The organism is Neobacillus pocheonensis (genome assembly GCF_050477905.1).
Lineage (GTDB): Bacteria > Bacillota > Bacilli > Bacillales > Cytobacillaceae > Neobacillus > Neobacillus pocheonensis_A.
Window position 1 is genome coordinate 26,395 of the sequence record NZ_JBCNAD010000032.1, and the last position, 17,154, is coordinate 43,548.

General features: G+C 37.2%; 17 protein-coding genes. 14 read left to right on the top strand and 3 right to left on the bottom strand.

Features of this window, described 5'->3' with window-relative positions:
- Nucleotides 1-57: 57 nt before the first annotated feature.
- Nucleotides 58-1,710, top strand: coding sequence for a diguanylate cyclase (locus ABES02_RS17455; protein WP_430137531.1), 1,653 nt, complete (start codon nucleotides 58-60; stop codon nucleotides 1,708-1,710).
- Nucleotides 1,711-1,836: 126 nt separating this feature from the next.
- Here ABES02_RS17455 and ABES02_RS17460 read toward each other — a convergent pair whose 3' ends face one another.
- The 3 genes from ABES02_RS17460 to ABES02_RS17470 are packed head-to-tail and all read right to left on the bottom strand — an operon-like array spanning nucleotide 1,837 to nucleotide 4,004.
- Nucleotides 1,837-3,066 (bottom strand): hypothetical protein, encoded by a 1,230-nt coding sequence (locus ABES02_RS17460; protein ID WP_430137533.1) that lies wholly within the window; start codon nucleotides 3,064-3,066, stop codon nucleotides 1,837-1,839.
- The gene (locus tag ABES02_RS17465) at nucleotides 3,063-3,527 is read right to left on the bottom strand and encodes a PulJ/GspJ family protein (protein ID WP_430137535.1); all 465 of its coding nucleotides are present in this window, start codon (nucleotides 3,525-3,527) and stop codon (nucleotides 3,063-3,065) included. The genes ABES02_RS17460 and ABES02_RS17465 overlap by 4 nt, the downstream gene beginning before the upstream one ends.
- 12 nt (nucleotides 3,528-3,539) lie before the next feature.
- Nucleotides 3,540-4,004: a type IV pilus modification PilV family protein gene (locus tag ABES02_RS17470; protein ID WP_430137538.1), complete on the bottom strand. Its 465-nt coding sequence runs from the start codon at nucleotides 4,002-4,004 to the stop codon at nucleotides 3,540-3,542.
- A gap of 261 nt (nucleotides 4,005-4,265) precedes the next feature.
- Here ABES02_RS17470 and ABES02_RS17475 point away from each other — a divergent pair, with 261 nt between their 5' ends.
- The 13 genes from ABES02_RS17475 to radC all read left to right on the top strand — a co-directional run bounded on the left by ABES02_RS17475 (nucleotide 4,266) and on the right by radC (nucleotide 17,050).
- Entirely contained in the window at nucleotides 4,266-5,051 is a 786-nt protein-coding gene (locus ABES02_RS17475; RefSeq protein ID WP_430137541.1) for a hypothetical protein, read from the top strand.
- Nucleotides 5,052-5,074: 23 nt separating this feature from the next.
- Nucleotides 5,075-6,391 (top strand): G5 domain-containing protein, encoded by a 1,317-nt coding sequence (locus ABES02_RS17480; protein WP_430137544.1) that lies wholly within the window; start codon nucleotides 5,075-5,077, stop codon nucleotides 6,389-6,391.
- A complete protein-coding gene (locus ABES02_RS17485; protein ID WP_430137547.1) occupies nucleotides 6,375-8,069 on the top strand; it encodes a GspE/PulE family protein in 1,695 nt (564 codons plus the stop codon). The genes ABES02_RS17480 and ABES02_RS17485 overlap by 17 nt, the downstream gene beginning before the upstream one ends.
- Nucleotides 8,070-8,081: 12 nt before the next feature.
- A complete protein-coding gene (locus ABES02_RS17490; protein ID WP_430137549.1) occupies nucleotides 8,082-9,131 on the top strand; it encodes a type IV pilus twitching motility protein PilT in 1,050 nt (349 codons plus the stop codon).
- Entirely contained in the window at nucleotides 9,124-10,329 is a 1,206-nt protein-coding gene (locus ABES02_RS17495; RefSeq protein ID WP_430137551.1) for a type II secretion system F family protein, read from the top strand. The genes ABES02_RS17490 and ABES02_RS17495 overlap by 8 nt, the downstream gene beginning before the upstream one ends.
- A 132-nt stretch (nucleotides 10,330-10,461) precedes the next feature.
- Complete coding sequence (locus tag ABES02_RS17500) at nucleotides 10,462-10,929, top strand: prepilin-type N-terminal cleavage/methylation domain-containing protein (protein WP_430137553.1); 468 nt, start codon at nucleotides 10,462-10,464, stop codon at nucleotides 10,927-10,929.
- Nucleotides 10,930-10,931: 2 nt separating this feature from the next.
- Complete coding sequence (locus ABES02_RS17505; RefSeq protein ID WP_430137556.1) at nucleotides 10,932-11,678, top strand: prepilin peptidase; 747 nt, start codon at nucleotides 10,932-10,934, stop codon at nucleotides 11,676-11,678.
- A gap of 23 nt (nucleotides 11,679-11,701) precedes the next feature.
- On the top strand, nucleotides 11,702-12,697 hold the full coding sequence (pilM, locus tag ABES02_RS17510) for a type IV pilus biogenesis protein PilM (RefSeq protein WP_430137558.1): 996 nt from the start codon (nucleotides 11,702-11,704) through the stop codon (nucleotides 12,695-12,697).
- A complete protein-coding gene (locus tag ABES02_RS17515; RefSeq protein ID WP_430137560.1) occupies nucleotides 12,697-13,506 on the top strand; it encodes a PilN domain-containing protein in 810 nt (269 codons plus the stop codon). The genes pilM and ABES02_RS17515 overlap by 1 nt, the downstream gene beginning before the upstream one ends.
- Nucleotides 13,503-14,318 (top strand): hypothetical protein, encoded by an 816-nt coding sequence (locus ABES02_RS17520; protein ID WP_430137562.1) that lies wholly within the window; start codon nucleotides 13,503-13,505, stop codon nucleotides 14,316-14,318. The genes ABES02_RS17515 and ABES02_RS17520 overlap by 4 nt, the downstream gene beginning before the upstream one ends.
- A 134-nt stretch (nucleotides 14,319-14,452) precedes the next feature.
- Entirely contained in the window at nucleotides 14,453-15,523 is a 1,071-nt protein-coding gene (locus tag ABES02_RS17525) for a hypothetical protein (protein WP_430137565.1), read from the top strand.
- Nucleotides 15,524-15,750: 227 nt separating this feature from the next.
- Nucleotides 15,751-16,323 (top strand): Maf family protein, encoded by a 573-nt coding sequence (locus tag ABES02_RS17530; protein ID WP_430137568.1) that lies wholly within the window; start codon nucleotides 15,751-15,753, stop codon nucleotides 16,321-16,323.
- 37 nt (nucleotides 16,324-16,360) lie between these two features.
- Nucleotides 16,361-17,050, top strand: coding sequence for a RadC family protein (gene radC / locus ABES02_RS17535; protein ID WP_430137570.1), 690 nt, complete (start codon nucleotides 16,361-16,363; stop codon nucleotides 17,048-17,050).
- Nucleotides 17,051-17,154 lie beyond the last annotated feature (104 nt).

Below are 17,154 nucleotides of genomic sequence, written 5' to 3' on the forward strand. Positions count from 1 at the left end.
TTGATAAAATTATTTTATCTTGAATTAATAATATTTCGCTTGTAGAGGGGGATAGAGATGCAAGTAAACCCACAAATGAAGAGAGTTATCACGCTTGTATGGCTCTTATTAGTTCCTGCAGGAATGTGGTATACCTATGAATCATATCCTCCTCATATCTCAGGTCATTGGGTAGACCTATTAGCCTTTTTACTATTAACATCGATCGTTGCTACAATGCCGATTGTGATAAATGAGATGTTTATTTTTTTAATACAATGGGTGGCACTGGCTACATTTTTAAGATATGGCCTATTTGTAGAAATGGTTTTCGCCCAAGTAGCTGTTATTGTATTACTTTTAAAGCTCAAAATTCTCCGAAGAGGCCAATTTTTTCGTTTGCCTCTCAATTTGATTATGTTTTTTATGGTTTCATTTTTTAGCGGTTCCATTTATTATGTTTTAGGCGGACAAACTGGCCCCAATTTAGCTGAGGATACTCGCTCATTATGGCTTGGAATCTTATATGCACTTTTAAATTATGTAATTAACCAAGTAATCATTTCTTTTTATCTATACTTTATCTATAAGAGCAAAGAAAACTATTTTGGAAAGGACTTCTTTGTCGAAACGATAACTACTTTCATTACCTTTCCTATCGGTTTTGTGTTGTATATCCTCTATAACCAGGTTGGGTTATTTGCGCTTTTATTTGTCGGTGTTCCTTTTGTAAGCTTATCAATCATTTTCAATCTATATTATTCAAGTGAAAGAATAAATGAATACTTACAAAAAGCAGCAGAAATTGGCCACCAAATGGCTGAACGTCTACGGGTGAACGACGTCATTAACATATTTATTCAAAAACTGGGGGAAATGCTCCCAGTCGACTATGCCTATATATTAGAAGCTACTAATGATGAACTTAAATTAATTCGTAGAATAGAAGCTGGAAAAGTTATGTCCAATGATTTGCCTTCTATGAAAAGAAATGAAGGGATCAGCGGCAGGAGTTGGGCTAATCAAAAGTCCTATCTTTATTCGGCAAGATTTGAATGGCGTGGAATTACAACCGGCTATATTCCTAGTGATGCAGAAAGTGTCCTGTGTGTCCCAATTGTAAGAAATAGAATAGTGATTGGGGTATTACTATTGGCATCCAAACGAAGACGTGCTTATGAAAAATTCCAGCTTATGATTATTGATATCCTTTGCTCTTATTTTGCAATTGCAATGGAAAATGCTAAGCATTATGAATTGACTAAAATGCAAAGTGAACACTGCTCCTTAACGAAATTATACAATTATCGTTATTTTGAGACCCTATTAAACGAAGAATTTGAAAAATTATCCCGATTTGAGCGGAAGGCGTTATCGTTAATCATCCTTGATATCGATCATTTTAAACAGGTAAACGATACATATGGGCATCAAAGTGGAAATGAAATCCTTCGTGAACTTGCAGGTAGAATTAGTAAACTTGTTGGAGTCAGTGGAACAGTTGCCCGATATGGCGGAGAAGAATTTGTAGTTTTATTGCCTAATGCCTCCAAGGAGGAAGCCTATCAAATTGCCGAGCATATTAGGGAGTCGATTGCGAACTGGCCATTTATCCTACAGGAGACCTTAGATCAAAAACAACAACAGGTTAAAATTACTGCCTCAATTGGTGTTGCAACTGCACCTGAGGATTCAGAGGATTCTCTTGCTTTGATTCGGCACGCAGATTGAGCTTTATATGTTGGAGCGAAACGAGCAGGGAGAAATCGTGTGGCTGAGTATTCATCGCGTTAAAAAAAAGGTGTGGCCGAAAGTTGTTATTCATAACTACGGTCACACCTTTTTTATATGAAAGATTTAATAGTCAACATTACTAATAATAGGACTAACATTATTGCCCCAATTAATCTGGAATGCTGGAGGGACATATGTTCCACATTGTCTTTTGAAATCATCAAAATTCATATTCCCTTGTAACGCTACTTCTTTATAAACGTTGCTATTATCCATTTGATATACCTTTCCCAGTACCAATAAATTACTTGAACTATCAACTGTTTTGCTATCATTTATTTTTAAATCGCCGTAAACACACATTTTTGAGGAAGAAATAGTGAGTTTTTGGACAGTTGCGTTGCCACCTACATAAACAAAAGAATTATTTGAAATATCAAATTGTAGAGCAACTGATAAATTTTGTTTCACTAACAATTTTGATAAGGTATCAATTTTCAAGTTTTGTTGAAAAGTCGCATTCCCATTGGTTTCAATTAACATATTTGTTTGGCTATTCATGTTTTTCCCGACTAGGATATTTCCATCAGTGTGAATTTTAATAACACTATTATTGTTTTCATTCCCATTACCTGTAAGGGCTAAATCACCGGTAGTGTAAATTGTTAAATTATCATAAAGTAAATTATTTCCATCAAATCCTTTATTGCCCACAACATAAACTGGATTACAAGTTCCGAGTGTACCGCACTCCGTAGTCGGTATTGGAATATTAGTGTAATTTGGCAGTTGATAGCTATTTGGATCATTCGTTGTAGGCAAATTGATGATGGTATCTAAGTTCATATACATTTCTGCAAAGAGTGTTGTTTCTTTTCCATCTTCGTTCCCTACGATATTAAAGCTAATATTTACTTTATACGAATTTGTTGCTGGATCGGGAGTTGCAACAAAATTTTTCAAATAAAATGAAGCATTAGGATGTCCTTCTATACTAATCGGTGCTAGTGAAGTCCCAGTCGGAATCATTGCCTGTAGCTCGCTTGCCATTTTTACTGTTGCTTCTCTTTTAAAGTCTTTTGTCGTCGAAGCGTTCGGCTGACTCATGATCGAACTGACATGGCTATTAACAGTATTTCTTTTTGATTCGTACATTTCTTGGATTGCCACCTGATAATAGGAGACTCCCATTTCTGCAGCCGAAACTGATCGAGTTCGTTTTTCAACTACTTGATTTTGTTTAGTAGTTGAAAAGGCTTGCCCCATAAAGGAAAGGGATAAAATCATAAAAACAGTTATAATGACTAGGACGATTACAAGAGCATAACCTTGTTCATTTTTATTATTTATCATTGATATTTAACTCCCTTTACTCGATAGAGAAATGTATCGATTGCTATTTTATTATTGGGATCTTTTTTGTCACTTGTAGTCAACTTTAACTGAACATCATTCCCAGCTCGATTAGGTACAACAGGGTTGGTAATCGCATTTTTAATTTCAAACTTAAAGCACATATTAGAATGATTAAATATTTCTGTTCTTGTTGAATTATCTTTATTCGTAATATTAACCGTTATTTCACAATTTGAGCTAGTGTTTATGATATTGTACTGTTTAGCTGATTGATGAATCTTCAGTAAATTGGTAATTAAAAGGTTTGTTTCCTGCTGCATTTGGTTTTTTGAAATTGCTTTTTGTGAAAAGTTATAACCTTGAAAGAAGACACTCCATATAATGACACTTACAATTGCAAAGATGGTTAAAGTGGCTAAAACTTCTACTAATGTTAGACCGCTCTCATCCCGATTCAAAATCATCCTCTCCTATCTAGTTACATATCCGAAAGTTTCAGCGATAACATTTCCTCTTTTATTTAAAAGCTGTACGATTATTTGGTGAACGTATGAAATGCTTGAACTTTTATTGGGCGATTTTTTAATTTTTATCTGAACGTTATAATTATTCTTTGTTGATTCAAAATAATAAAAGCCAGTGTATTTAGTAGGTGAAAAAAGAGTATAATTTACTTTTTCATCGACATAAGCAGGAGTAAATCCAGCTGTTTGGCTATCACTTACTAAAAAGGTTTTAACTACTGTAGATTCCTGCCAATTAATTAGAACTTCTTTGGCTATATTAATTGCTTGAGTCTTATCTTCGTTTTGCTTATTTACAAGTCCCATTTGTGGAAAAAAACTCATAGTTGTCAAAAGAACCATAGATAATATGACAATTGATATAAGAACCTCTAATAGGGTTAGTCCTTTTTCATTTTTCAATAATTCCATGTTAATCAATTCCCTTCTTGGGACTATTCATTAGTTTAATAGATACATTTTATCAAATTTTTGTGAAAATAATTTGCAAAAGTCAGTAGTTATTGCCTATAAAAGTTGTCCATCTTCTTTTAAACTAGGTAAAAATATTATACAATATTTAGTAGGCGAATTTTGTCTATTTTTTGTATAAAATAAATAAATCTTAGTTATTTTGAAAAAAAATGTAGTTTAATAGATATAAATCTCCAGAAAAAGAGAGGAAGTAATTGTATGCAAACAATCATTTGGGCCATTGGAGCTATGTTAGTAATGATGTTAATAATAGCCTTTTTACCTATTGGGATTACCCTAAGAGGAAAATCTTTCGTTGTCGTTACTAGTTTTGTGCTGGCCCTTGGAGGACTTGCAGCTGTTACTTTTTTCCCACTTTGGCAAACTGCATTAATCATTTTTTTACTTATCTTGGTTACGGCATACATGATGAACAGTCGTCTTGAAACGGTAATTTATGGACAAGGATTAGACTCAATTGAAGCTGATGATGACGAAAGTCCAGTGCCATTGGGCTTTGCTAATCAACCAGAAAAAACTGCAGACTTAGACTTTTTGGATTTAGGAGAAATCGAAATAGCAGAACCCTCAATAAAAGCAATCGACAATCAGGATAATCTTTCTTTAGATATACAACCACAGCTGTCCAAAGAAAATGATGAACTAATTGAACAGATAGTTGATGAAGACATTTCATTTTTGCAGGACAGAACTGAAAAGGACCTTGTTGAAATCAATGAAGAGCCTGAAACAGATGCAGGTTATTTAGCTGATATTGAAAGTTTACTCTTTAAAGATACAGATGAATTGACAAGTTCAGATGACGATGACTTACTTGATGAAATAGTTGAAATAAAAGATGTTAAGCTTCAAGAAGAAAAAGTAGATTATAATGAAGAAACTGACTTAGAAGAGTTATTTTTTGCGAATAAAGAAGCTGCTGCTAGTAATGAAGAGACGGAAGAAGAAAGCACTATAAAAAAGCCAGTACAATTGCAAAAGTAATTTAACGGAAAGGAGGAATATGGATGAGAAAAAACCAACAGTTTATTAAGCTATTTGTCGTACTTTTTTTCGGCACCGCCTTTATTTTTAGTTTTTCTCACTTTGGGGCAAAAGCATTCGAAAAGTTAGGCAATGTAGATGGGAAATATTCTGATGGAACGACCATTGGAAGTTTAGATATTTCCGGAAAAACGGATAGTGAAGCGGCTAGTTTGCTAGAACAGAAATATGTCGATTGGCTGAAAGACACAAAGTTTGAACTTCAATATAGTGAGTTAAGTGTGCCTTTTGACCTAAATCTTTTAAAACTAGATACAGAAACTACTGTTAGTTCAATTAAGGACGGTCAGCAAAACCCAGTGTATATAAGTATCGACCAAACGGATGTGGAGGATCAGTTGAAAATCCTCTTCCCTCAGATTAATAGTAAAGAAATAGATCTAAATAAACTAAAAACGAATATTGAAGCGACTGCCACGAAATTTACTACAGGAACATTTACATTCAATCTATCTAATGATTACGCAGTTGGTGGTAAAAAAGATTTTATCGTAAGCGAAACAGTGCTTAATTTGAAGGGAATTCCTTCTGATCTTCAAACGATTGTGGAGAAAAGCCCTGAAATAAAAATTGCCGAAGGCGCTACTTTTTCCATGCTGGAGTTTGCTAAGAATCAAAAGTTTGAAAAAACAACTGCGCTTAGTGTAATTGCTACAGGTATATACCAGACAGTTTTACCGACAAATTTTTCAATAATTGATCGTAATATTAGTGGCTCACTTCCTGATTATGCTGTGTTAGGGTATGAGGCGAGGGTAAGCGCTCAACAAAATACTGATTTTGTATTCATTAATCCAAATAAATCGAACTATACCATTCAGTTGGAGTTAAATAACAACCAACTTAAAGTGAGCCTAAAGGGCGAAAAACTTCTTTATAATTATAAGATTACTAAAAAAGACCAACAGCAATTAAAGCCAAAAACAATCGTGCAATACAGTCCGCTCCTTAAGGCTGGCAAAACGATGGTTAAAAATGAGGGAGCCGATGGAATCTTCGTTCAGGTATATCGGGATATTTATCAAGGTGAGCAGTATTTGAAAAGTGAACTAATTTCTAAAGAATACTATCCACCTGTCTATCGGGTAGAGGTTCATTCCTTAACAGGAACGGAACAAGGTCCTGCATCTACAACAACTGGAAGCCAAACTAACGCTCCATTAAATTCTGCAACTCAAACTAATCCTGATGGAAGTCAAACTACTTCAACATCTGCTACCACACAACAAGATTCTGATGTTGATGACCTTTGGGGGAAGACGAATGAACAACCAAAATAGTGTTGAATTAAATAAAAAGAAGCAAGGTAGAACTCGTCTTGGAGATTTGCTAATCGAGGAAGGTCTCATCACAGTTGAACAGCTGGAAACTGCTTTAGATGAAAAAGGGGCAAATCAAAAAATTGGCGAAGCCTTGCTGCAAAGAGGGTATATCACTGATCAACAGCTGGCTGAGGTGCTTGAGCGCCAGCTTGGTATTCCACATGTTAATCTTTTTCAATACCCTTTTGATACCAATCTCTTTTCGATAATTTCAAAGGATAGGGCAAAACGGAATTTAATCGTTCCGCTAAAAAAAGAAGGCAACAAGTTATATGTTGCCATGGTTGATCCGATGGACTTTATCATCATTGATGATTTGCGTTTATCTACCGGATTCCAAATCGAAACTGCGATTTCAACAAAAGATGATATTTTACGAACGATTAATAAATATTATGATGATGACGAAGGCTTGGAAGAGCTATTCGATGATCTGTCGCCAAGTGAGCGAGGACGGGATGAAGATGTCACAAACCAGGACTCCCCGATTGTTCGTTTGGTCAATCAAATCCTCACAAATGCAGTCATCCAAAAAGCCAGTGATATTCACATTGACCCGCAAGAAACAAAGATTGTTGTCCGGTACAGAGTTGATGGGGTGCTTAGAGTGGAACGTGTTTTACCGCGCCATATGCTAAGCGTCTTAACGGCTAGGATAAAGATTATGTCGAACCTTGATATTACTGAGCACAGGATTCCACAAGATGGACGAATTAAGATACATCTTGATTTTCATCCCATAGATCTACGTGTTTCTACCCTGCCGACCGTATACGGTGAAAAAATCGTTATGCGTCTCCTAGATATGGGAGCAGCTTTAAATGACTTAAATAAAATAGGCTTTAATACGCTCAATTTTAAAAGGTTCAATGACATGATTGAACAACCCACTGGGATTGTCTTGATAACAGGACCAACAGGGTCAGGAAAATCCTCGACTCTTTATGCAGCCCTTAATAAGCTTAACAGTGAACAAGTCAATATCATCACGATTGAGGACCCTGTCGAATACCAATTGGAAGGGATTAATCAAATCCAGGTTAACACCAATGTTGGGATGACATTTGCTGCTGGTCTTCGTTCGATCTTGCGTCAAGACCCAAATATAATCATGGTCGGGGAAATTCGTGATAAAGAAACTGCTGAAGTTGCCATTCGTGCCTCTTTGACTGGACATTTAGTATTAAGTACGCTCCACACGAATGATTCATTGGGAACTGTAACCCGCTTAATTGATATGGGAGTTGAACCGTTTTTACTTGCTTCTTCACTTAGCGGAATTGTCGCTCAGCGCTTAGTACGTAAAGTTTGCAAGGATTGTGCAGAAGTTCATGTGCCTTCAATGAGGGAAAAGGATATTTTTGCAAGACGTGGTCTGAAAATAGAAAAGGTAATGCGAGGTAAGGGATGTCCTTCTTGCAATATGACTGGCTACAAAGGAAGGGTAGCTCTTCACGAAGTGTTGGTGCTTAATGACGATATGCGAAGAATTATTATGAATGATAATTCCTTTCAAAAGCTTAAGGAATATGCGATTAAAAGTAAAACCATCTTTTTGATTGATGATGGTTTATTAAAAGTTAAACAAGGTTTGACAACAACAGAAGAAGTGTTACGTGTAGCCATTCTGGAGTAGGAGAATGAAAATATGAAGGAAAAAATCGATAATATTCTCAGGGCAGCACTTGAATTTAAAGCCTCTGATATCCATTTAACAGTGGGAGTCCCTCCGATTTTTCGTATTAATGGAGACATAAAGCGTTATGGTAAGGACATGTTATTACCACCAGATACAGAAGCAATCGCCAAAGCCATTATTCCTGAAAACATGTATGACTTATTTAAGGATAAGGGTGAACTCGACTTCTCTTATGGAATTCCAGGGGTGTCTCGTTTCCGTGTTAATGCCTATCATCAACGGAAAAGTGTTGCTCTCGCACTACGTGTAGTTGCGTCTAAAACACCGACAATTGAAGATTTAGATTTGCCAGAAATCATTCCAAAGCTAATGGAGAAGCCGCAGGGATTAATCCTTGTTACGGGACCAACAGGTAGCGGGAAATCAACTACACTAGCATCAATGATTGATTATATGAACCGGACGATGCGTAAGCATATCATTACACTTGAGGATCCAATTGAGTATCTTCATAAACATGGTAATTCCATTATCGACCAGCGTGAGGTTGGCTTTGATACGAAATCATATGCAAATGGATTAAAGGGGGCTCTTCGCCAAGATCCTGATGTTATTCTTGTTGGTGAGATGCGTGATTTAGAAACAATAGGTATTGCGATAACTGCTGCGGAAACAGGACACCTTGTACTTGGAACACTGCATACATCCAGTGCCCCGTCGACAATAAACAGGATTATTGACGTATTTCCACCTGCCCAGCAGCCGCAGATTCGAGTGCAGCTTGCCTCGGTTTTAGTAGGGGTTATTTCACAACGTTTATTCCCCACAGCGGATAAAAAAGGGAGGAAAGCGGCGACAGAGATTTTAGTTAATAACCCTGCTATTGCAAACTTGATACGAAACGAAAAAATTCACCAAATTTCTAGTACGATGCAGACCTCTCGTGCCCAGGGGATGCATACACTTGAAATGGCTATTCGCGACCTACTTGACCGTAATATGATTCAGCAAGAAGCTGCAACAAAATACCTACACGAAAAGATGATGCAGGATGCCTAAGTTTAAATATTCTGGACGAGATAAGCGCGGGAAAAAGCAGGGCACTGTTACCGCCGCTTCGAGACGTGAGGCAATGGTTAAGCTTAAAGATGATGGAATAAGGGTTGTCGAAATGAAGGAAGTGCCTGAAACCCTAATAACCATGGAACTTACAATTGGTAATCCGGTAAAACTTCAGGATTTTGTTATTTATATTAGGCAATTTTCCACGTTGCTAAAGGCAGGGGTAACGATTGTAGAGGCTACCTCAGTTCTTGCATCTCAAACCGAGAGTAAAGCTCTGAAAAGGATATTACTGGATGTTGAGCAAGAACTGCGTGAAGGGAATCCTTTTTCCGAAGCAGTTTTAAAGCATAATAAAGTATTTAACTCTATGTTTGTAAACATGGTTAGGGCTGGAGAAGTAAGTGGTAATATGGATGAGACTCTCGAGCGTCTTGCAGAGGATTTTGAAAAGCAACATCACACAAGGCAAAAAATCGTTTCTGCGCTAACCTATCCGCTTGCGATAGGTGTAATTGCTGTTATAGCGGTGATATTTTTGCTAGTAGCAGTTGTACCTAAATTTGTAACAATGTTTAATGATTTAGGAGCAGAACTTCCTGGAATTACAAAGTTTGTCCTTGCTTCCAGTAAATTTATGCAATCATTTTGGTGGCTAGTTTTATTATTATTCATTGCTATTTACCTATTCTTTATATTTATGAAGAAAAATAAGCAGGCTAAGTACTATTTAGATTATTTTCTATTAAGAATGCCTATATTTGGAAAAATGATGCAAAAAGCCCAATTAGCACGAATGATGAGAACGCTCAGCACTTTATTTTCAAGTTCTGTTCCCATTCTCCAGTCAATGGGGATTGTTGAAAAGGTCGTTGAAAATGAAGTGATTTCTAGGGTCATTCGTGAATCTCGTGGTTCACTTGAAAAAGGTCGTTCAATGACCGAACCCATGATTAATCACTGGGCATTTCCGCCACTTGTCACGCAAATGATTTCAATTGGTGAAAATACTGGTGCTTTAGACGCAATGTTATCAAAAATTGCGGAATTCTATGAAAAAGAAGTCGAAGCAGGAACAGACAGGCTTAAATCATTAATTGAGCCAATAATGATTGTTTTTTTGGCCGGAATCGTCGGAGTTATTGTCCTTTCAATAATGATGCCAATGTTTTCAATGTTCGACCAAATGCTATAAGTACTTTCAGAATATTACAAAAAATAAAAATTTGAGACAGAAAATGATAAAAAACATCTTTTCTAATTCTGTCATTTATTGTATACTCATAGAGAAATAATACTAGGTTCATAGAACCAGAAGGAGTGCAAAATGGTACAAGCTTTAAAATTAAAAATGAAGGAACAAAAAGGTTTTACCCTAATTGAATTACTAGCAGTTATTGTTATTTTGGGGATTATTGCAGCGATTGCGATTCCTGCAATATCTAATGTTATCAACAAATCTGACAATAAATCAAACGTACAAGATGCGATACTTATTATTGATGCCGCAAAAATGTATGTTGCAGACAGCCAACCTAAAACAGCGGAAACATATTTAACTTTTAATGGAATTGCTGCTGCAGATGGGACTGAAGCAAAACCATTTGCTTTGAAAGATTACCTGGATCGTGTTAAAGATAATGGTTTTATAGTTAAAGTAACATATACAGCGCCAACCACAACAACAGGAGCAAAGTATTCATATTCAATAAGTAAACATAATGCGGTGACTGCACTAGGTGGTACAAAAACATCAGATTATAAATCTGAGGCAGATTTACTAGCTGCTAATTAAAAATGATATTCATTTTATTATTTGTATATGGAGTATCTTTAGGCTCCTTCTTCAACGTAGTCGGCCTAAGAGTTCCATTAAAGAAATCAATCGTAAAACCAAGATCAGCATGTCCAACCTGTGGGCATCAACTTACACCATTAGAACTTATTCCGGTTTTATCTTATATGCTTCAAAAGGGGAAATGCCGCGGCTGTCAGTCGCGGATTTCGCCTATCTATCCATTTTTTGAACTGCTGACAGGAATCTTGTTTGCAGCGACACCATACTTGGTTGGATGGTCTGGAGAATTATTCGTTGCCTTAACGTTAATTTCAATGTTTATGATTATCATTGTTTCCGATATTCATTATATGATCATCCCTGATAAAATTTTAATTTGGTTTGCAGGGATTTTTTTATTGGAACGAATTATCATGCCTTTGGACCCATGGTGGGATAGCGCTCTTGGTGCTGTCACTGGGTTTTTACTACTGTTTATCATTATGATCGTCAGCAAAGGCGGTATGGGCTTTGGCGATGTCAAACTATATGCACTGTTAGGCCTAGTATTAGGGTTTAAATTGGTACTATTATCATTTTTCCTTTCAACTCTCTACGGTGCTGTGATTGGCGGATTAGCTCAACTATTTAAAGTCGTAAAAAAACGCGAACCTATTCCATTTGGACCATTTATTGCAGCTGGCACTTTGACAGCTTATTTTTGGGGTTCAGATCTGATTAATTTATACATTCAAATTCTTTCATAAGGATTTTTAAAAGGGGTTATCATATGGCATTTTCCCTCTTTTCAACTAAAAATCGAATAATCAACCTGGTAATAAATGACCACGCTATTCGCTTTTTGGAATTGAAACAAGCGAATCCCCCTACACCGCAAAGGTGGAATGAGCGCTTTTTGCCTCCTGGAATAATTACAGATGGAAAAATCGTCGATATTGATTCACTCTCAAGCATTCTCGAAGAATGCGTTGATGAATGGAAAATTCGCCGACGATCGCTTCGTTTTATTGTTCCAGATCCACTTGTTATTATTCGGAAAGTCTCTATTCCTGCAGATGTGCAAGAAGATGAGATAAAGGGGTATCTTTATTTAGAACTAGGTTCTAGTATACATTTACCTTTCGAGGAACCAGTATTCGACTATTACACGCTGCCGGATAACGGCAAGACAAAGGATTTACTGTTATTTGCAGCACCGGAGCAGAGTGTGATGGAGTATGTCGATTTACTCACAAGTCTTAAGTTAAATCCTGTTGCAGCGGATATTTCGCCGCTATCGCTCTATCGTTTATATCATCATCTAGATCAAGCAAGCGAGAATGAGGTCCTATTCACAGTCCAGTTTGATTTGACCAGCGTCAATTTATGCATCTTTGATGAAACGGTGCCGTTAGTCATGCGTCATTTCGCATTACCGTTTGATTTCGATAAATGGGAAATTACTCGCGATGTTTTAGAACTAATGGTATGCAAATATACTGGGGAACCGGAAGAATTGGTGTTACAGTTTGAAGATATTTTTAAAGAAATTAATAAGCTATTAGATTTTTACCGTTACTCACTTAATAGTGAAAAGCAGGATGTCACAAAGTTTTTATTAAATGGCGACCATCCAATGCTTATGGCCATATTTGATGAAATGAAAGAAAGATTTGAAATTCCTGTTGAATTAATTACTTTCGAAAAGGAAGCAAAGAGTAAACCGGTTAGTGTACCAACTAATTTATTACTGCCTTTAGGCCTTGCTTTAAAAGAGGTGCAATGATGCTAGTAGAAATTAACCTGCTTCCTCAAAAAGAGCCCAAAAAATTCAATATTATCTATCTAACATCGATTGTTGCAGCATTGGTCTTAATTTGCGGCATTTACTTTTGGCAAATTAAATCTGTAAAAAGTGATGTAGAGGCTGTTGATAGTCAAATCACTGTAACAAAGAAGATTGCTGCTAAACAACAAGAAAACGCCAATCAAACTGAGGTGGCTACTTCTGCTGGAGTATTAAAATCGGCAGTGGAATGGGTGAAAAACTACCCGATTCAAACCATTCCGGTTATGAGACATCTTACCTCGCTGCTGCCTGACCGTGGGTTTATCCAGTCCTTTGCCTATACAGAGGCGGGAACTGTTACCATCAGTGTTCAATTTGACAGCGCTAGGGAGGCAGCCTATTTCCTGGAGAACTTAAAAGAGTCTAAGTGGATTTCAGATGTCAGCTTATCATCACTAACTGCTGTCGAGACTAAGGAAACGACAGCGACAACTGCACAAACATCTACGAGTAATACAAATGGTCAAAGTACTAGTACAACGGCAAATGCTGCCAATCAAACTACAACTAGTACAAATACTGCAACCACGAGTACCCAAGGTACAGTTGCTGCAGGTCAGACTAGCCCAACTAATGCAACAACAAATACCAATACCGCAAATAATACAGGTGCTGCTGCTACGACAACAAAGCCTGATAAAAATATTCTTCCTAGGTATCTTGGACAATTTGAAATCAAGTTTAATACTGAAGTTATAAAAACAGATCTTAGCAAAAAGAGTGGGGAAGGGGGGACTGACTCATGAAGTCTCGCCTTTCAAAAATAGATAAGATCATCGTTGGGGCTGGTTCGCTATTAGTCGTTCTAGTTTTCGTCTATGCCCAGTTCATTTCGCTTTCACCTTTGAAATCAGATTTAGCACTTAAGCAGCAAGAACTAAATACAGAAAAAAAACTATTAGAAATAAGTAGTAAGAAAAATTTAGAATCCCAAAAGTCAGATCCTGAGGATACGAGCGAATTGCAAAAGGAAGTCCCAGTATCACCACTTCAAGAACAATTTCTATTGGATTTAGAAAAGGCTGAAACAGTTGCAAATAGTCAAATTAAATCCATGAGTTTTTCAAAGGATGCTGATGTTACTCCTGCCGCTAGTCAAAATACTGCAGATAATTCAGGCACGGCTCAAGGCACTGCACAAAATCAAAGTACAGCGAATCAAGGTACACAAAATCAAACTGGTACAAATCAGGGTACAGCCAATCAAGCCACTGCTCAACAACAGACAGTTCCTGCAACCCCTGAGGGTTTAAAAAAGCTGACTGTACAGTTGTCGGTTGAATCACAAACCTATACGGATTTTGAAAAGTTTATTGCTACGCTTGAGTCATTAAAACGAATAGTAGCGGTTGAAGCAATCAATTATTCAGGCGGAGAAGAGGTCACTAGTCTAGACCAAGAGAGCAAGCCATTAACTTATACGCTAACTGTCTCGGCCTTCTACATGCCAACTTTAACTGACCTAGCAGCGCAGCTGCCTAAAATTGATGCGCCAGCACCCGCAGGAAAAGATACTCCACTAAGCCAATTTCCTGCAACAGCAACTACTCAGCCATAATTAACAATTTAGCGAACAAACAAATAATTTGGCGAAAGTCTACGATAACAAGACGACAAAAGTCTTGTTATTTTTTTTTTCCTCTATGTTAGGATGGAAATAATTATCTGTCGGAAGAGAGAGGAGAACGAAGTGTGGACAAGCCTAAAAAAGGCAATACGATCACGATTAAATTAAATGGAGAAAGCCAGTCCTATCAGGAAGAACCCCCGAAAAAAGATATAGAACCCATCATCGAGCCAACTCCCAAAGTAATAAAAATAAATACCAATCACACAGAACCGGATGGATTTTTGGAAACAGCCGCAGCTCAGGAATCTGCCGATGAGAGCTTCGACTGGATTATCCCGGAATCCTCCGAAAATGATATTGATGAATTCAAATTTACAAACAACACAAACCCGAAAACTATTAGTCATAAGAAAATAACTTCTTTTTCTAGTAACTCAAAAAAGATAAATGGAAGATCAGTAAGTTCTATTTTGGTCTCTGCATTTTTCGCCATTCTCATTGGTACCACGATTGGTTTCTTTATGCTGAAACTTGTCATCACAGAGCAAAATAATAAGGTAACAACGGAACCAACAGTTGTTAATGAAACAAAAACTGAAACGAAAGCAACGGAAGGGAAAACAGCGTCCGCAGCAATTAATCAATTAACAGCCTATATCGTGCAAGGGGGAGTATTTACTTCTAAAGACGGAACGCAGGAAATTGCAAAAGATATAGAATCGAAGGGTGTACCTGCTCAAACGGTTGAAATCAGTGGTAAGTTCTATTTATTTCTTGGAGTAGCGGATTCTATCGGAACGGCCAAAGCTTTAGGAAACCAGTATAAAGAAAATGGAGTAGAAGAAGTATTTGCTAAACCGCTTTTACTTGATGAAAAGAAAGTTTCCGATGTTAACGATAAAGAAAAAACCTTCGTTGAGGTCATTCCTACCATTTATCAAACACTTTCAAATGCCACATCCACCGCTATTACAACCAAAGCAATTCCAGAAGAATTAACGAAAGCATTAGCAGCAGTAGATGAGCATTTAAAGATTAGCGGAATAAAAAACGAAAAGATAAAAAATCTTAAGGAAGAATTAACTGCTGCGAATGAAAAAGTAAAAGCATTTAAAAAGACAAAGGATACAAAAAGTTTAACCGAGGCACAGCAGCATCTATTAACCTTCCTGTCGCAATACTATTCCATGTAGCCTATATCGACAATGCTCGATATTTTCCGGGAAATAAGAACTATAGTAAGCTTGTCCAACAGAGACAGGCTTTTTTCTCTTTTTATTCCCTTCCATAAAAAGATAAATCCTGCATAATTTTACAAATTTCATCAAACTTTAATCATATAAAAATTGTTTGCACCGACAATTTCTGATAGGATTGAATTGTATCTCCCTATACAAATGCATAAAGGTAAGGTGATTGAATGCAAAACCTCATTTTAGCCTCTTCTTCTCCACGGCGAAAAGAACTTCTAGAAACTCTCCGTTTATCATTCGCGATCTCTAGCAGTGAAGTTGATGAAAGCTTTAACCCAAATCTTTCTCCAGAGGAAGTCGTAATGGAGTTAGCCGAGCGCAAAGCGCAGGCAATTTTTAAAGAAAACCCTGATGCTTTTGTGATTGGCTCTGACACGGTTGTGGTCGCGGATAATCGAATCTTAGGAAAGCCAGCTGATGAAGCAGAAGCCTTTAGTATGTTAAAGACTCTTTCAGGAAAGCAGCATGATGTGTTTACTGGTGTTTCGATTATGTCTCCTAAAAGTTCGACCCGTTTTTATGAAAAAACAGAAGTATGGTTTTGGGAGTTAACGGACGAAGAGATACGTGCATACGTGAAAAGTGGTGAACCTCTTGATAAAGCAGGGGCATATGGAATTCAGCAACTTGGAAGTATGCTTGTCAAAAAAATACATGGAGACTATTTCGCGGTTGTCGGTCTGCCTGTTGCAAAAACGGTACGAGAATTAAAACGGTTAGGCTACGAGTTGCCGTATTGATATTTCATTAACTCCCGACGATAAGGGAGGAAAAAAATTGTCCACAAATACATTAATGATTCGTGATTTCCCTCAAGATGAAAGACCGAGAGAGCGTTTTATCAATCATGGTCCACAAAGCTTATCGAATCATGAACTGATTGCGATTATGCTTAGAACCGGGACAAAAGATGAATCGGTGCTCCAATTATCCAATCGGCTGCTAACCCATTTTGAAGGTTTAAGACTTTTAAAATCAGCAACCTTAGAAGAAATAACCGAAATAAAGGGGATTGGTACGGCCAAGGCAATTCAAATTTTGGCAGCCGTTGAAATTGGCCGAAGAATTTCAAACTTATCTTATAATGACCGCTATGTCATTCGCTCGCCAGAGGACGGAGCGAAATATGTCATGAATGATATGCGTTTTTTATCGCAGGAGCATTTTGTCTGCCTTTATTTAAACACGAAAAACCAGGTCATCCATAAACAAACTGTTTTTATTGGCAGTTTGAATGCCTCCATAGTACATCCAAGGGAAGTCTTCCGTGAGGCCCTAAAGCGGTCGGCAGCCTCCGTGATAGCACTTCATAATCATCCGAGTGGCGATCCGACTCCGAGCCGTGAGGATATCGAGGTCACGAAGAGGCTGGTGGAGTGCGGGAAAATTATTGGCATTGACGTGCTCGACCACTTAATCATTGGTGAAAATAAGTTTGTCAGCTTGAAAGAAAAAGGATATTTATAACACTAGGTTTTTATTTGACGTTACGCTATAATATTGGTTATGATTTTTTAGGACTGCTTTAGAACTAGCTATACAAAAAAAGTATGAAAATAGACATGATATAA

Excerpts from the sequence above, each read along its gene's own strand:
- ABES02_RS17515 (WP_430137560.1), top strand. The coding sequence starts at position 12,697 with ATGCTAGTAGAAATTAACCTGCTTCCTCAAAAAGAGCCCAAAAAATTC.
- ABES02_RS17500 (WP_430137553.1), top strand. The coding sequence starts at position 10,462 with ATGGTACAAGCTTTAAAATTAAAAATGAAGGAACAAAAAGGTTTTACC.
- ABES02_RS17530 (WP_430137568.1), top strand. The coding sequence starts at position 15,751 with ATGCAAAACCTCATTTTAGCCTCTTCTTCTCCACGGCGAAAAGAACTT.
- ABES02_RS17455 (WP_430137531.1), top strand. The coding sequence starts at position 58 with ATGCAAGTAAACCCACAAATGAAGAGAGTTATCACGCTTGTATGGCTC.
- ABES02_RS17470 (WP_430137538.1), bottom strand. The coding sequence starts at position 4,004 with ATGGAATTATTGAAAAATGAAAAAGGACTAACCCTATTAGAGGTTCTT.
- ABES02_RS17520 (WP_430137562.1), top strand. The coding sequence starts at position 13,503 with ATGAAGTCTCGCCTTTCAAAAATAGATAAGATCATCGTTGGGGCTGGT.
- pilM (WP_430137558.1), top strand. The coding sequence starts at position 11,702 with ATGGCATTTTCCCTCTTTTCAACTAAAAATCGAATAATCAACCTGGTA.
- ABES02_RS17460 (WP_430137533.1), bottom strand. The coding sequence starts at position 3,066 with ATGATAAATAATAAAAATGAACAAGGTTATGCTCTTGTAATCGTCCTA.
- ABES02_RS17505 (WP_430137556.1), top strand. The coding sequence starts at position 10,932 with ATGATATTCATTTTATTATTTGTATATGGAGTATCTTTAGGCTCCTTC.
- ABES02_RS17495 (WP_430137551.1), top strand. The coding sequence starts at position 9,124 with ATGCCTAAGTTTAAATATTCTGGACGAGATAAGCGCGGGAAAAAGCAG.
- ABES02_RS17480 (WP_430137544.1), top strand. The coding sequence starts at position 5,075 with ATGAGAAAAAACCAACAGTTTATTAAGCTATTTGTCGTACTTTTTTTC.
- ABES02_RS17485 (WP_430137547.1), top strand. The coding sequence starts at position 6,375 with ATGAACAACCAAAATAGTGTTGAATTAAATAAAAAGAAGCAAGGTAGA.
- ABES02_RS17490 (WP_430137549.1), top strand. The coding sequence starts at position 8,082 with ATGAAGGAAAAAATCGATAATATTCTCAGGGCAGCACTTGAATTTAAA.
- ABES02_RS17475 (WP_430137541.1), top strand. The coding sequence starts at position 4,266 with ATGCAAACAATCATTTGGGCCATTGGAGCTATGTTAGTAATGATGTTA.